At 41.1% G+C, this 14,568-nt stretch carries 13 protein-coding genes; 10 read left to right on the forward strand and 3 right to left on the reverse strand.

Translation table 11 applies throughout. The annotated features are described in order from the left end of the window. Positions 1–2: 2 nt before the first annotated feature. The 6 genes from leuD (at position 3) to ilvA (ending at position 7,449) form a co-directional block, all read left to right on the forward strand. Entirely contained in the window at positions 3–590 is a 588-nt protein-coding gene (leuD, locus tag ACYSNU_RS15680; RefSeq protein ID WP_461738111.1) for a 3-isopropylmalate dehydratase small subunit, read from the forward strand. A gap of 657 nt (positions 591–1,247) precedes the next feature. Then, positions 1,248–2,939, forward strand: a complete 1,692-nt coding sequence (ilvD, locus tag ACYSNU_RS15685) for a dihydroxy-acid dehydratase (RefSeq protein ID WP_461738112.1) — start codon at positions 1,248–1,250, stop codon at positions 2,937–2,939. Positions 2,940–2,945: 6 nt separating this feature from the next. Then, on the forward strand, positions 2,946–4,646 hold the full coding sequence (gene ilvB, locus ACYSNU_RS15690; protein ID WP_461738113.1) for a biosynthetic-type acetolactate synthase large subunit: 1,701 nt from the start codon (positions 2,946–2,948) through the stop codon (positions 4,644–4,646). Further along, positions 4,643–5,128 carry an acetolactate synthase small subunit gene (gene ilvN, locus ACYSNU_RS15695; protein ID WP_265459616.1) on the forward strand — a complete coding sequence of 162 codons (486 nt, stop codon included), beginning with the start codon at positions 4,643–4,645 and terminating at the stop codon, positions 5,126–5,128. The genes ilvB and ilvN overlap by 4 nt, the downstream gene beginning before the upstream one ends. Positions 5,129–5,182: 54 nt before the next feature. Continuing rightward, the gene (ilvC, locus tag ACYSNU_RS15700; RefSeq protein WP_461738114.1) at positions 5,183–6,178 is read left to right on the forward strand and encodes a ketol-acid reductoisomerase; all 996 of its coding nucleotides are present in this window, start codon (positions 5,183–5,185) and stop codon (positions 6,176–6,178) included. A gap of 14 nt (positions 6,179–6,192) precedes the next feature. Continuing rightward, a complete protein-coding gene (gene ilvA / locus ACYSNU_RS15705) occupies positions 6,193–7,449 on the forward strand; it encodes a threonine ammonia-lyase IlvA (RefSeq protein ID WP_461738115.1) in 1,257 nt (418 codons plus the stop codon). A gap of 268 nt (positions 7,450–7,717) precedes the next feature. Here ilvA and ACYSNU_RS15710 read toward each other — a convergent pair whose 3' ends face one another. Continuing rightward, positions 7,718–8,902, reverse strand: coding sequence for a trans-sulfuration enzyme family protein (locus ACYSNU_RS15710; protein ID WP_461738116.1), 1,185 nt, complete (start codon positions 8,900–8,902; stop codon positions 7,718–7,720). Between the two features lie 12 nt (positions 8,903–8,914). Continuing rightward, a complete protein-coding gene (locus ACYSNU_RS15715; RefSeq protein ID WP_461738117.1) occupies positions 8,915–10,222 on the reverse strand; it encodes a PTS sugar transporter subunit IIC in 1,308 nt (435 codons plus the stop codon). Positions 10,223–10,365: 143 nt separating this feature from the next. On the opposite strand from ACYSNU_RS15715, the gene ACYSNU_RS15720 reads away from it, so the two are divergent. From ACYSNU_RS15720 to ACYSNU_RS15730, 3 genes are all read left to right on the forward strand, one after another. Next, positions 10,366–11,214, forward strand: coding sequence for a MurR/RpiR family transcriptional regulator (locus tag ACYSNU_RS15720; protein WP_461738118.1), 849 nt, complete (start codon positions 10,366–10,368; stop codon positions 11,212–11,214). 410 nt (positions 11,215–11,624) lie between these two features. Next, complete coding sequence (locus ACYSNU_RS15725; RefSeq protein ID WP_461738119.1) at positions 11,625–11,942, forward strand: PadR family transcriptional regulator; 318 nt, start codon at positions 11,625–11,627, stop codon at positions 11,940–11,942. 3 nt (positions 11,943–11,945) lie between these two features. Next, entirely contained in the window at positions 11,946–12,782 is an 837-nt protein-coding gene (locus ACYSNU_RS15730) for a hypothetical protein (protein WP_461738120.1), read from the forward strand. Between the two features lie 145 nt (positions 12,783–12,927). On the opposite strand, the gene ACYSNU_RS15735 is transcribed toward ACYSNU_RS15730, so the two are convergent. Continuing rightward, complete coding sequence (locus tag ACYSNU_RS15735) at positions 12,928–13,773, reverse strand: SDR family oxidoreductase (protein ID WP_461738121.1); 846 nt, start codon at positions 13,771–13,773, stop codon at positions 12,928–12,930. Positions 13,774–14,049: 276 nt separating this feature from the next. Here ACYSNU_RS15735 and ACYSNU_RS15740 point away from each other — a divergent pair, with 276 nt between their 5' ends. After that, positions 14,050–14,463: a MarR family winged helix-turn-helix transcriptional regulator gene (locus tag ACYSNU_RS15740; RefSeq protein ID WP_461738122.1), complete on the forward strand. Its 414-nt coding sequence runs from the start codon at positions 14,050–14,052 to the stop codon at positions 14,461–14,463. Positions 14,464–14,568 lie beyond the last annotated feature (105 nt).

A 14,568-nucleotide genomic window follows, 5' to 3' on the forward strand; every position in this document is an offset into this window, starting at 1 on the left:
ATATGGAAACTTTCACAGTGCACACGGGGCAAAGCGTCCCGCTTATGAATAATAATATCGATACCGATCAAATCATTCCTAAAGTCTTTTTGAAACGGATTGAAAAAAAGGGCTATGGCCAATTTCTTTTCAACGATTGGCGTTACAGCGCAGGGCAACAGGACAATCCTGATTTCATTTTAAATGAGCCAGCCTATCAGGGAGCCTCGATTTTAATTTCAGGGGAAAACTTTGGCTCTGGTTCCTCGCGAGAACATGCCGCTTGGGCAATTCTTGATTATGGCTTTCGGGCGGTCATCGCCGGCAGCTTTAGCGATATTTTTTATATGAATGCCATTAAAAATGGCCTGTTACCAATTGTTTTACCCCAAGCAGAACGAGATTTTTTGGCGGCTTTGCCTAAGGATAATCAAGTGACGATTGATTTGGCTGCTCAGGAAATCAGCGCCGGCGACCAGAAATTTTCCTTCGACATTGATGCCACTTGGAAAGATAAATTATTAAATGGTTTGGACGACATTTCAATTACTATGAATTATCAAGCTGCGATTGCAGATTATGAGGCAGCGATTCCCAGCTATTGGCAATAGGGATTAAAATATCCAGACTGTTTTAACTGTACAGATTTTTTAAGCCCTAATATAGAAAATCCCATAACTTTGTTTTAGCTATTGTCACAGCCTCACTAAACTTTTTTTGGCAACAAGAGTAGGAACCTTAGCGAATAAAAATTTGCCAGCTTCCTCTCTTTGCTTTTTCCTTTTTAAGAAAAAAGGGGCTTGCTATGTGTAGTGACTCTAAAAAGTTAGACCAAAAATCAAACTTTTGGAGCTCGCTACAATGTCTGTAATAGTTGACTGGTTTTTAGTCAAAATCTAGCCATCTCCCTTATTATCCATAGAATTTTCCGCTAAAAACGAAATAGTATTAAGAATTTTCAGACAAATCCAAAATTTTATATTGACAAATGAGAACATTAAGAATAATATTTAACAAAAGCACAATCTTTTCACACGGAAATTTAATCCAAGTTAATTGAGGAGTAACCCCTATGAAAAACTCAAGACAAAATTTAGTCATTTTAATTTTATGATCTAGGACTTTGAAGGCAGAGAAAATTTCTGACACTTTGAGTCCTGTTTGTCTTTGGTAGATGGGGCTCTGACGAAGGCATCCCTAAATTTACGGGGATGCCTTTTTAATTTAAAAAATTAGCAGCAGTAATGAAAACTAAGGAGATGTTGTTTATGCGCAGTGACAAAATTAAAGTTGGAATAGATGCGGCCCCCGCCCGCAGCCTGTTATATGCTACCGGGCAGGTAAAAAATGCTGAGGATATGCAAAAACCTTTTATCGCTATCTGTAATTCTTATATCGATATCGTTCCCGGTCACGTCCATTTAAGGGAATTGGCCGACATTGCTAAGGCGGCGATTATTGAAGCCGGCGGAATCCCCTTTGAGTTCAACACGATTGGCGTTGATGATGGCATTGCGATGGGACATATCGGCATGCGTTATTCATTACCTAGCCGTGAATTGATTGCAGACGCTGCGGAAACAGTAATTAATGCCCACTGGTTTGACGGAGTCTTTTATATTCCTAACTGTGACAAAATTACTCCCGGAATGCTACTGGCGGCTGTGAGAACCAATGTGCCGGGCATTTTTTGCTCCGGCGGTCCTATGAAGGCCGGCATTGATCCTAAAGGTCACTCAACAACACTTTCCTCGATGTTTGAAGCAGTTGGAACCTTTAAAGACGGTAAAATGAGCGAAGAAGATTTTCGTTTTATGGAACAAAATGCTTGTCCCGTCTGTGGCTCCTGTGCCGGAATGTTTACCGCTAATTCCATGAATTGCCTGATGGAAGTTTTAGGTATGGCCTTACCGGGCAATGGGACAATCTTAGCCGTTTCTGAAGAACGCAGAGAATTAGTTCGCCAGTCGGCCTTCAAGTTGATGGATTTAGTGAAAAATCAAGTGAAGCCAAGAGACATTATCACCAAAGAAGCGATTGATGACGCCTTTGCATTAGACATGGCAATGGGGGGCTCAACGAATACCGTGCTCCACACGCTAGCCATTGCAAATGAAGCCGAGATTCCCTACAACTTAGAAGACATCAATGAAATCGCTAAGAAAGTACCTTATCTTTCCAAGATTGCACCATCTTCAGCTTACTCGATGCACGATGTCCATGAAGCTGGCGGAGTTTCTGCAATTATTAAAGAGTTAGTTGATTTGGAAACGGCGATTCATCCCGACCGTATCACGGTCACTGGCGATACCTTACGAGAAAATGTCGCAACGGCGGCCATTAAAAATACGGATGTGATTCATCCAAAGGAAAATCCTTACAGTCCGGTCGGCGGCTTATCGATTTTATATGGCAACATCGCTCCAGAGGGCAGTGTCATTAAAGTCGGTGGAGTAGATCCTTCGATTAAAACCTTTGTCGGCAAAGCGATTTGTTTTGCCAGCCACGATGAAGCAGTGGAGGCGATTGATAATCACACAGTCCAGGCGGGACATGTCGTGGTCATTCGCTATGAAGGGCCTAAAGGCGGTCCGGGAATGCCGGAAATGCTAGCGCCAACCTCAAGTATTGTTGGTCGCGGTTTAGGCAAGGACGTTGCACTGATTACTGATGGCCGTTTCTCCGGAGCCACTCGGGGAATCGCCGTCGGGCACATTTCACCTGAAGCGGCAGCCGGCGGACCGATTGCTCTAATTGAAGATGGTGATGAGATTACGATTGATTTGACTAATCGTCGGATTGAATTAAATGTTCCCCAAGAAACCCTTGCTACAAGACAAGATCAGCTGCCCCGTTTTAAAGCAAAAGTTAAAAAAGGTTGGTTGGCCCGCTATACGGCTTTAGTCACCTCTGCTCATACAGGAGGTGTGATGAAATTACCAGAAGATTTACTGGATTAAGGATGGATGCTTATGAAAGAAGAAAAAAGACAATCAGGTGCTGAGATTTTATTGCAAGCCTTGAAGGATGAGGGTGTGGATACGATTTTTGGCTATCCCGGCGGTGCAGTCTTACCTTTGTATGACGCCCTTTACTCCGCTGATTTCAAACATATTCTCACTCGTCACGAGCAAGGTGCCGTCCATGCTGCCGAAGGGTATGCGAAAGCTACCGGAAAACCAGGAGTTGTGATTGTAACCAGCGGGCCCGGAGCTACCAATGCGGTCACCGGCATTGCCGATGCGATGGCGGATTCAGTTCCCTTAGTCGTCATCACCGGGCAGGTAGGGACAGCGGGGATTGGTAAAGATGCATTTCAAGAGGCAGACATTTTGGGGCTGACGATGCCCATCACTAAAAATAATTATCAAGTGCGGGAAGTTGAAGACCTGCCCCGCATGATGGCAGAAGCTTTTCACATTGCCACCACCGGTCGTAAAGGTCCAGTCGTAATTGATTTACCAAAAGATATTTCGGTATCGCAAATGACACCGGTTAAGCTCCCGCCAGTAAATTTAACAAGTTATCAACCAACTTTTCAGCCTAATCAGTTGCAAGTCAAAAAATTAGTTGAAGCCCTTGCCGAAGCGAAAAAACCGGTTGTCTTAGCTGGTGCGGGAGTCATCCAAGCCAACGCCAGTCAAGAGTTAATTGAATTTGCCGAAAAATTCCAAGTACCGGTATTAACGACTTTACTCGGCTTAGGCAGCATTCCTTATGAACATGAGCTGTTTTTGGGCATGGGGGGGATGCACGGCTCCTTTGCTGCAAACATGGCTCTAACGGATTGTGATTTGCTGATCAACATTGGTTCCCGCTTTGACGACCGTTTAGCTAGTGCGCCAGGGGAATTTGCCCCCAATGCGCTTGTTGCACATATCGATGTCGACCCGGCTGAAATCGGGAAAATCATTGAAACGGCAATTCCAATTGTAGGGGATGCGAAGGAAGCTTTGAAACAGTTGATTGCCACCGGCTCCAGAGAACCAAAATGTGAAGAGTGGCGGAAGCTAAACCAGTCCCGTAAGAAAATGCATCCTTTTAATTTTGATCGGCAAGCCACTGATGAAATCAAACCGCAACGGGTAGTAGAACTAGTCGGTGAGCTGACAGGCGGTCAAGCAATCGTTGCGACAGATGTTGGCCAGCATCAAATGTGGGTCGCCCAGTATTATCCCTTTGAAAATGAAAACCAGATTATCACCAGCGGCGGCTTAGGCACGATGGGCTATGGCATTCCCGCCGCGATTGGTGCCAAACTAGGCCAACCGCAAAAAGAGGTCGTTGTTTTTGTCGGCGATGGCGGGTTTCAAATGACCAATCAAGAATTGGCAATTTTAAATGATTACGGCATCGATTTAAAAGTAATTTTGATGAACAACCATTCTCTCGGTATGGTGCGGCAATGGCAGGAAAGCTTTTTTGATAATCGCCGCTCAGAGTCAGTGTTTAGCAGCCAACCGGATTTTGTCAAAATGGCCGAGGCCTATCACATTGCTGGCACCCGGATTGACAATCCAGCGACCTTTGAAGCGGACTTTAAAGCCGCCTTTGAAAAGTCCGGCCCGGCACTAATCGAAGTCGTCGTGTCAAACACAGAGCATGTCTTGCCGATGGTACCGGCCGGCAAACCAAACTATCAGATGTTGGGGGTGTGGAGTAAATGAGAAGAGTCATTACTGCAACCGTAAATAATAATTCGGGAGTCTTAAACCGTTTTAGTGGCGTGTTAAGCCGCCGCCAAGTAAATATTGATAGTATTTCCGTCGGAGCAACCGAGTTGGAGAATGTTTCCCGGATTACAATCGTCATTCATGTGGCAGATTTGGCAGAAAGCGAACAAGTCACCAAGCAGCTAAATAAGCAGATTGACGTGATAAAGGTCTCGGATATTACCGATGAGCCCCATCTTGAACGAGAATTAATTTTAGTCAAGGTCAATGCCCCCGCCAGCAGCCGTTCGGAAATTTTAGCTTTAATCGATCCGTTTCGCGGCAATATTATCGACGTTGGCAACAAAACAATCGTCATCCAAGTGACGGGCACCAGCGAAAAAATCAACGCCTTTGTTGATGTGGTCGCCCCTTACGGTATTAAACAAGTCGCCCGAACCGGCATCACCGGCTTTACCAGAGGGAAAAATAATTAGTTACTTAAAGCGCAGGCTTTTTGAATAAACCAACCAATTGGAGGAATTAGTATTATGGCAAAAGTATATTATGATGATTCAGTTGCAACAAATCAGCTTGAAGGCAAAACAATCGCAATTATCGGCTACGGCTCACAGGGACATGCCCATGCCCAAAACTTACGGGACAACGGCAATCAAGTCGTAATCGGAATTCGTGAAGGTAAATCTGCCGAAGCGGCCAGAAATGATGGCTTTGAAGTATTATCAGCTGCCGATGCAACTAAAAAAGCGGATGTTGTAATGATTTTAGCGCCAGATGAAATTCAAGGCACACTTTACGAAAATGAAATTGCCCCGAATTTAGAAGCGGGCAATTCATTAGTCTTTGCCCACGGCTTCAACATTCATTTTGACGTCATTACTCCTCCAAAAGATGTCGATGTGTTCTTAGTAGCACCAAAAGGCCCCGGCCATCTCGTACGCCGGACCTTTACAGAAGGCTTTGCGGTACCAGCATTATTTGCAGTTTTCCAAGATGCTACCGGCGACGCTCGTGAAAAAGCTCTCTCTTATGCAAAAGGAATTGGAGCAACTCGTGTCGGCGTGTTAGAAACGACCTTTAAAGAAGAAACTGAGACCGATTTGTTTGGTGAACAAGCTGTGTTATGTGGTGGCTTGACTAGCATGATTGAAGCAGGTTTTGAAACCCTAACCGAAGCTGGTTACCAACCAGAATTAGCTTACTTTGAAGTTTGTCATGAAATGAAACTTATCGTGGACTTGATTTATGAAGGAGGCTTTGAAAAAATGCGGAACTCTATTTCAAATACTGCGGAATACGGCGATTATGTTTCTGGTCCACGGGTCATCACGGCTGAGACTAAGAAAAATATGAAGGCTGTTTTAACGGATATCCAAAACGGAAATTTTGCTAAAGGCTTTATCGATGATAACAAAAATGGCTTTAAAGAGTTCTACAAAATGCGTGAAGACAACGCCGGTCATCCAATTGAAAAAGTTGGCGCCGACCTTCGTAAAATGATGCCCTTCGTATCAAAAAATGACTAATAAGAGGTGGAAGTATGTCGTTGGTTACAGCAGAAGACGTGTTACAGGCTTATGAGAAGATTGCTGAGGCGGTGGATCAGACGCCTTTACAATATGATCGCTATCTTTCAGAAAAATATGACTGCCAAGTTTATTTAAAGCGAGAGGACCTGCAAAAGGTTCGCTCCTTTAAATTGCGGGGGGCCTATTATGCGATTAAGTCCCAGCCTTATGACGCCATTAAAAAAGGCGTCGTCTGTGCCAGCGCCGGTAACCACGCCCAAGGAGTTGCATATACGTGTAATGAAATGCAAATTCCTGCGACTATTTTCATGCCGACAACTACACCGAATCAAAAGATTTCCCAGGTCGAATTTTTTGGCGGAAATTTTGTCGAGGTCCGTTTAATCGGCGATACCTTTGATGCCTCCGCAGCGGCCGCCAAAGAATTCAGCCAAGTCAATCAGCTCGTTTTTATCGACCCATTTAACGATGAAAAAATTATTGCCGGTCAAGGCACCCTAGCGGTCGAAGTTTTCAACGAGGCTAAGGCAGCGGATGTTGCAATTGATTTTGTTTTAACAGCAGTTGGCGGCGGTGGGCTAATTAGCGGAGTTGCCGCCTATACCAAAGGCGTTTCGCCTGCAACCAAAGTCGTGGGTGTTGAGCCTTTAGGGGCGCCTTCCATGACGGCCGCCTGTGCTGCTGGAAAACCGGTGATGCTGGAAACGATTGATAAATTTGTTGATGGGGCAGCCGTTAAAGAAGTTGGTCAGCTGACCTATGAGCACGCTACCGCCTACGTTGATGAATTAATCACAGTTGACGAAGGCGAAGTTTGTTCCACCATTTTGGATTTATACACTAAACAAGCCATTGTAGTGGAACCAGCCGGCGCTCTAAGCGTAACCGCTTTGAATCATTTAACCGCAGAAATTAAAGGCAAAACCGTCGTGTGTGTCATCAGCGGTGGCAACAATGATATTAATCGGATGTCAGAAATTGACGAACGGGCATTAATTTATGCCGGCTTGAAGCATTACTTCTTAGTCAATTTCCCACAACGTCCCGGCGCCTTAAAGGAATTTGTAACGGACATCTTAGGTCCCAATGACGACATCACGCGATTTGAATACACCAAAAAAATCAATCGCGGCATGGGTCCAGTAATGATTGGCATCCAGCTGCGAAACAAAGAAGATTTGCCGGCTCTATTAGAAAACCTGGCAGGCTTCGATCCAAAGTATATTGATTTGAAAGAGAATCAAATGTTGTATTCTTTGCTGGTTTAGGGATTTGTAGGGATGAGACAACGTAAAGTTTTAAGATATCATCAGAAAGAAAATCTATTTGGTTGATTCGAATGGAGACTCAATCAAACAGATTTCTTTCTGATGATTTTTCTGTGATTCTAACCAAAGTGGCTTAGCTGAACTCTTATCAAAAAGCAGCTGATTTTGAAGGCAGTATTTGAGAGGTAAGATTGATAGAAAAACTGTTAATGAAAAGCCGGACTATTTATTGCTTGAAATAAATAGTCCGGCTTTTCAGGTATAGATTTTATGATAATGGTCCATATGCAGTATCAAGGGCTTGTTTAATGTCTTCCAAAATAGATTGTGGGTCCTCAAGTCCTAAATACATACGGATATGGGAGATTGGAAGGCCACGATCTTTTAGTTGCTGCTCATTGTTTCCCTTGTAGGCAGGTAGAACTAAACTCTCAAAGCCGCCCCAACTTACGCCAATTGACATAATGTTCAAGTGATTGACAAATACTTTTAGTTTTTCAAAATCTAAATCGACAAGATCAATCGCAAATAGAGAACCGTAACCGGATAAATATTTTTTTGCCAGCTGCTTTTGTTGATCAGAACCACAGTGGGGATGATAAATTTTAGCTATCCGTGGGTCTTTCGTAAGCTCATCTAATAGTTCGGTAATAGCATTCGATAGATGATTCATTCGGACGGGCAAAGTTCTCAATCCGCGAATGGCTAGCCAAGAATTGAAAGGGCTACTAACGGCGCCTAATGATTGATGACCATGTTCAAAAATATCATCTACCAGCTGATTGCTGCCAATAACTGCTCCGCCAACAATATCAGAATGGCCGCCGATATATTTTGATAAGGAAAGAATGACTAAATCAATATCATAGGCTAATGGCTTTTGGAGCAAAGGACCGGCCCATGTACCATCAATGACAGTATATATCTTATTTTCTTTTGCTAGAGCAGTGATTTCAGCTAAGTCTAATAATTCAAATTTTTGTGATGACGGGCTTTCAAAATAAATCATTTTGGTCGCAGGGGTAATTAATGTTTTTAATTCAGAAGTTTCGGCTACATCAACGCGATCAACATTGATTCCAAATTTTTTCATATAGCGAACAAGGGCCACAGCTTCACCGTAAATTGTGTTTGCCATTAGGACATGATCACCTTGCTTTAACAAGGTGAAAAAAGTTGCGGCAATGGCTCCCATACCTGAAGCAAAGACTTTACATTTTTCGCCCCCCTCCAACCGAGTTAATTTCTTCTCAAGATTTTCAGTCGTTGGATTTGTTCCGCGGGTATAAACATAATGATTTTTTTCATCATCACTGGCTGCCATAAAGTCTTCGTAATTTTCATAATAAAAAGAAGAGGTCTGGACAATGTCAGGTGACATCGGAATATATGCACGTGCGTTAGTTTTTTCAACCTCACAGCAAATATTCTCAAAGTATTCTTGTTCTTTCACAGGTAGGACCTCCTAAATAGTATCCGGAATTTCGTGTAACTCTTCTTTGTTGTATTGATTGTCTAAAGCTTTTACAAAAGGATAATAAATAACGATACAAGCTAGCACTGCAACGATTTGCGTGACAGCACCTTGCCAACCCCCGACTAAGAATCCTGAGAAAAGGAAAGGCGTAGCCCAAGGTGCCTGAATATTAGTGAACATCGGCATAAAACCGACCGTCATAGATAGATAGGCGATTACAACAGATACAATTGGTGCAATGGTAACAGGAATTAGAATTAACGGATTAAAGATAACCGGTAAGCCAAAAATCAAGGGCTCGTTAATATTAAAAAGTGCGGGTACAAAAGAAATTTTTGACATGGCCTTCATGCGAGAGGAACGTCCCACTAAAATCATGGCCACTGCTAGCCCGATTGTACAGCCGGCCCCGCCAATTGTTGCAAATTGATCCAACATTTGGACTGTTCCGAAGTTACCAGTCTGTGTTGTTAGATTACCAGCTTCAGCTAGTAGTTGATTATTATCCGCATTTGCATACAATATTGGATAGAGCATCGAATTGATTACCGTTGGATGAATCCCAAACCACCATAATAATCCATTCAAGCCGGCTACGATTATGATGGCAAAGGGTGAGCCGATGATACCTTGTAAGGGTGCTTGGATGATAGAGTAAATCAATTCAGGGAAAGAGTCTGCAACTAAAACACCGATACCGTTGATGATCAAAGAAATTAAGGCAATAAAGAAACCAGGAATTAAGGCACTAAAGGCTTTGCTTACCATCGTAGGTACGCTCTCAGGCATTTTAATGACAATATTTTTTTTCAAACAAAAACGAGTAATTTCAACTGAGATAATTGACATGATAATTGCTGTAATAACACCTTGTGTGCCTAGCCAATTAAAAGAAAGAACGCGACCAACGACTTCCCCAGAATCTGTCGTTACAGTTTTAGGTAAGACAATGACGTAGGCAACGATACCGAAAATCATGGAAGTTAATTTATCCATGTCATAGCTTTCAGCAAGCTTGTAGGACATTGTACCAGCAAACATCAAGCCCATCATGTTAAATGTGGCACGATAAGCTGGCGAGATGAAATCCACCCAGTCTGGACCAAAAATCGAGGCTACAAAATCTGAATAGCCCGCCAATGGAAAATCGGTAATCAGCATAAATATGGAACCAATAATTGTTAACGGCATAATAGCAAAAAAACCATTACGTAAGGCTTGGAAGTAACGCAGCTCAGTTACTTTTGAAACTTTTGGAACGAGGGAACGTTCTACCCAATTTGTTACTTTATCCATTTGATAATCCTCCAATATGTTTTTCTTAAGCATAAGGTTTATGAAAATAAAGTAAACGCTTTATTGAGTTTTAGTAACTTTGTTCCGGTGTTTTTGCAAGTTCGCTATACTAGCATTGAAACAATGTTTCACAGGAGGAAAAAATGAATCTAATCAATCAGCTTAAACAATCAGAAAAATTCACCTTTAATGAAAAAATTATTGTCGAATACTTGCTAAGTCATGAAGAAGAATTTTTAGAGTTATCCATTTATGATTTAGCGAAGCAGACAAATTCCTCGACATCAACAATCGTCCGCTTATCAAAGAAATGTGGTTATTCCGGGTTTAAGGAGTTCAAAATAGCTTTTGCTAGAGCCTTGACTGCCAAGTATCAGCAGGTGACAGACGTGGATGCTAATACACCTTTTGAGCCTCGTGATACGGACTTGCTAATTTCAAAAAAAATAGCTCAGTTAATGTCTGAAACAGTGACAGTTACTCAAGAATTATTGAGTACTAGAAAGCTAAATCACAGCGTTGATATATTGATAGCTGCTAAAAACATATATGGAATTGGCGTAAGTGATAACTATATTCGAATACGGGATTTAAAAACAAAGTTAGTTCGAATTGGCATTTATTTGCGGACAATAGATTTGCAGGCAGAACAATATCATCTAGCAGCCAATGCTACTAAAGAGGATGTCGCGCTACTCATTTCTTATAGTGGACGAACCGCGGAGATTGTCAATGATGCGAAAACGTTTGCTCAAAATGGCACACCGATTATTGCCATCACCGGAGATATTGAGAGCCCGTTAGCAATGTATGCCACAGAAACTCTCCTATTGCCGAATAAAGAAGAGAGCACCTTCAAAGTGTCTAACTTTTCTTCGCAAATTGCGGTAGAGTACATTTTGAATGTACTGTATTCTTGTATTTTTAATCGAAATTTTGAAGGCAATTATTCTGGGCAAAGAGCAACGCCTGTTTCTCGCTTTGATTTTTGAAAAGTTTGTAGAAAAGAATTTTGAAATTATTAGAATTGGTAAAAGCTAGTACAAATAGAAAACATGAAATCAGTTGAACACATTTTAAATTTAATTAGGACATTTTATCTTCTACCTACCTACTTTTTAACATAGAGCAAATTAAGGCCAAAAAAATAATTTTTGGCTTTTTTATTTCCCTCAATTTTTGAATTTAGCCCAATTTCAGTCAAATTTATTTTTCAGTAAATCCACAAAGTCCGTAATACAAATAGGTTTGACTAGTATAGAAAAATTAAAAAGAAAAAAATAGCTAGTATGTATTGCAATCTAGTGAAAGGTGGGCTAAACCATTTTTAAGCTAATATGTATTGCAATATAGTTGGTGAAAAGTAGGTGATTAAATGTCAGTTAGCAATAGGTCGTCGCAGATGTTGAAGGGAATTCTTTCCGGTTGCATTCTGGTTTTGTTTAGTCAAGATACCTTGTATGGGTATACGCTAAGCTTGGAATTAGAGAAAATCGGGTTTGATCAAATTCCTAAAGGGACAATCTATCCTCTGTTGCTTAATTTAGAAAAAAAAGGATTGATTGAAGGGTATCGCGTTCCTTCACCAGATGGGCCTAGTCGAAAATATTACAATTTGACTGAGCAAGGGGAGCTTGAAAAAGAGCAGTTTATAGAAGAGTGGGGCCACCTCAAAAAAAATGTTGATAGGCTGCTGAATGTAGATGAAAAGAAGGGATGACACATGATGACAACAGATGAGTTAATTCAAAAAAATAGTGAGCTTCAAAAGCAATTAAATCCAGCAAATCAAAGTTATTACGGGGATTTGGTAGTTTATCTTAGAGCAAAAGGGACTTTCAAAAATGAATTGGTAATCGAAGAAAAAGCCTTTGAAATTTTACAAGATATCTTGGAATCTCAAGCAGCAGGCATTGATGCTGAGGAATATTTTGGGAGACAACCTAAGGAAATTGCCGATGAACTGGTACAGGCTGTCCCAATTAGTATCAAGGATTTCTTAAAATTAATCTTGTCAGCATTAGGAGCTTACACGGTCTTCAGCCTATTTCCTGCCTTAATATTACCTAGTAAGGCCTTCGATGTCGGCGCATTTGCGATTGTAGCTGTATATTCTCTAGCTATCGCCTTCTTGATATTTTGGTTAGTTGGTACCAGTGTGTATCAAAAGAAAAAGAAGCTTGTTAATGTGTTCAATGTGATTCTCCTTGGTGTGCTCTTAGCCGGCGGAGTGCTGCTCTTAACGATGGTTCAAACTCCTTATCAATTCAGAATTACCGGAATTTGGGGCATACTGACCATCTTGATTTTACTAGTAGTCATCGCTGTTTTATTTTTCAAACAAACACATGATAATAGAAAACTCTGGGTGGTATTTATACCGGCGATTACCAGCTGTGCTATCATTGGAATCTTTTCCAGAATTACAATGTTTTCACAATTTTTTGAGACGATGACAGGCAGGTACATTGTAGCTGCTGTGCTGGTCCTCTCTATCATTATTCAGTATTTGCTGATTTACCTTTACACTAGAAAACCTAAAAAAAGAGTAGCTCAATAAGAAAACTACTCCTCAAAAATTTGACTTTCGAGAGTCAATGCAACCATCATCACAAAATCTGCCTGCTAGATTCCGACCGAGAATCCGCAGCACATGATTTTGCGATGATTTTTTTTAGATTCTGATTGCCTCGTAGACAGGTTGCTTATTTTTGTTGTGCCCGTAAATAATCTTCAAAAGAAGTTGGCTTGCGGCCCAGTAAAAATTCCAGAACATTGCTATTTCCATCCAAGCCCCAAGTGGTATAAGAATCTGCCAGTTGCTCAAAGCCTTTGCGGAAATACAAATCAGTGGCATTGATTTGGTCAAGAAAATCTTCAACGGGAACATAGATAGCTCGGGCTTTTTTATTGTACGCTTGGTTGAACATATCAACCAAGTCATTAGGTGAGTAAGGCTGTGTTCCGACTAATTCATAAGTCGCTTTGTTATGTTTTTCAATATTACGGAGGATATCTGCTAGAACTTCAGCAACATCGGTGGTGTCGACGTAGGCAACTTTACTATCGCTCCCATAAAAAATTCGATACTCACCGGTTTGTTCGACAATAGCGGGATTAAAATTATGCATATAATGCATCGGCTGTAAAATCGTGTAAGGAAATTGCGTTTCCATCCCACGATAAATCAGGTGCTCTTCAACATCACGTTTGGCAATATGTTGGAGCAGCGTTGATAAAATTGGATGAGTGACTGAGATGAAAACAAATTGGTTCACTTGATGATCGATGGCGCTATCAATCAGCTGTTTACCAATCAGAGTTTCCTCCGCAGAAAACAATGGGGGAATATAGACAACTTGATCGGCAGAACTCATGATGTGATTGATAAATGCTAAGTTTGTCAAATCACCAACGAAAGATTTTTTGATACCAGGAATTTCTGCCACCTGCGGATTAATATCAGTCACAGCAACGTCAAAGCCAGCAGCTATTAAATGAGTGGCAATTGACCGCCCCGTATTGCCAGCAGCAGATGTAATTAAAATCATAATAATTTCCTCCTCGTGTGATAGTGAAGTTATTGTAGCATATTTCACAATTTACATGCAAATGCATTTATTTTTAAAAAGCTAAGGTCATTTTTCCGTTGTTAAGGAAGAATTCAAGGAGCAAACACAAAAATTTGGACGCTACTCAAAACCAATTCAATTTATTTGAAATCCTAATTCAGCTGTTTAGCAGTTGTAAAAGATATAGCCAAGAAGACTTGCTTCTTAAACATTTTTTCGTTAAATTAAAAGCACACAAAATTTGCGAGGTTTCAAATGAATAATAAAAATGATTTGATTCAACAAATAGCGATTCTTGAGCGGGATATTTCAAAAAGAATCAATGAACTTCTAAAACCGCTGGGCCTAAATTCCAATAATTACTTCTATATAATTAAACTCGATGATAATCCCAACATCACCCAAAAGGATTTCACGCCTTTAGTGAAATTAAATCAGAGTTCTGTTACCCGTAGCATTAACAGTCTGGTTGAACAAGGGCTCGTCAAAAAAGAAATCAGTCTGGATAAAAGAAGTCATCTGCTATCGCTAACCGATGAAGGCAAGCGCATTGCAGATGAGGTCAAATTAAAAATTGATCAGCTGAATCAAAAATTACTCTTTGCAGCAGAAAAAGATTCCTCCTATGAAATTATCAAAAAATTGCAAAGCCTCTTAGCATCCAATTGAAATAACTTTTTTCAAAAGCTTAGTAAAGTGCTAGTTTGACTGAACAACAATCTGGGCATTTGGAAAATTGACTTGGAGTGCATGTTTATAGGCCTTGTCTCTATC

The sequence above is a fragment of the Enterococcus sp. LJL120 genome (assembly GCF_054871765.1).

What these genes read in the sequence shown, in the direction of transcription:
- ACYSNU_RS15720 (WP_461738118.1), top strand. Translation starts at nt 10,366, where the DNA reads ATGAATCTAATCAATCAGCTTAAACAATCAGAAAAATTCACCTTTAAT.
- ilvN (WP_265459616.1), top strand. Translation starts at nt 4,643, where the DNA reads ATGAGAAGAGTCATTACTGCAACCGTAAATAATAATTCGGGAGTCTTA.
- ilvD (WP_461738112.1), top strand. Translation starts at nt 1,248, where the DNA reads ATGCGCAGTGACAAAATTAAAGTTGGAATAGATGCGGCCCCCGCCCGC.
- ilvA (WP_461738115.1), top strand. Translation starts at nt 6,193, where the DNA reads ATGTCGTTGGTTACAGCAGAAGACGTGTTACAGGCTTATGAGAAGATT.
- ACYSNU_RS15715 (WP_461738117.1), bottom strand. Translation starts at nt 10,222, where the DNA reads ATGGATAAAGTAACAAATTGGGTAGAACGTTCCCTCGTTCCAAAAGTT.
- ilvC (WP_461738114.1), top strand. Translation starts at nt 5,183, where the DNA reads ATGGCAAAAGTATATTATGATGATTCAGTTGCAACAAATCAGCTTGAA.
- leuD (WP_461738111.1), top strand. Translation starts at nt 3, where the DNA reads ATGGAAACTTTCACAGTGCACACGGGGCAAAGCGTCCCGCTTATGAAT.
- ACYSNU_RS15730 (WP_461738120.1), top strand. Translation starts at nt 11,946, where the DNA reads ATGATGACAACAGATGAGTTAATTCAAAAAAATAGTGAGCTTCAAAAG.
- ACYSNU_RS15740 (WP_461738122.1), top strand. Translation starts at nt 14,050, where the DNA reads ATGAATAATAAAAATGATTTGATTCAACAAATAGCGATTCTTGAGCGG.
- ACYSNU_RS15725 (WP_461738119.1), top strand. Translation starts at nt 11,625, where the DNA reads ATGTTGAAGGGAATTCTTTCCGGTTGCATTCTGGTTTTGTTTAGTCAA.
- ilvB (WP_461738113.1), top strand. Translation starts at nt 2,946, where the DNA reads ATGCTTATGAAAGAAGAAAAAAGACAATCAGGTGCTGAGATTTTATTG.
- ACYSNU_RS15735 (WP_461738121.1), bottom strand. Translation starts at nt 13,773, where the DNA reads ATGATTTTAATTACATCTGCTGCTGGCAATACGGGGCGGTCAATTGCC.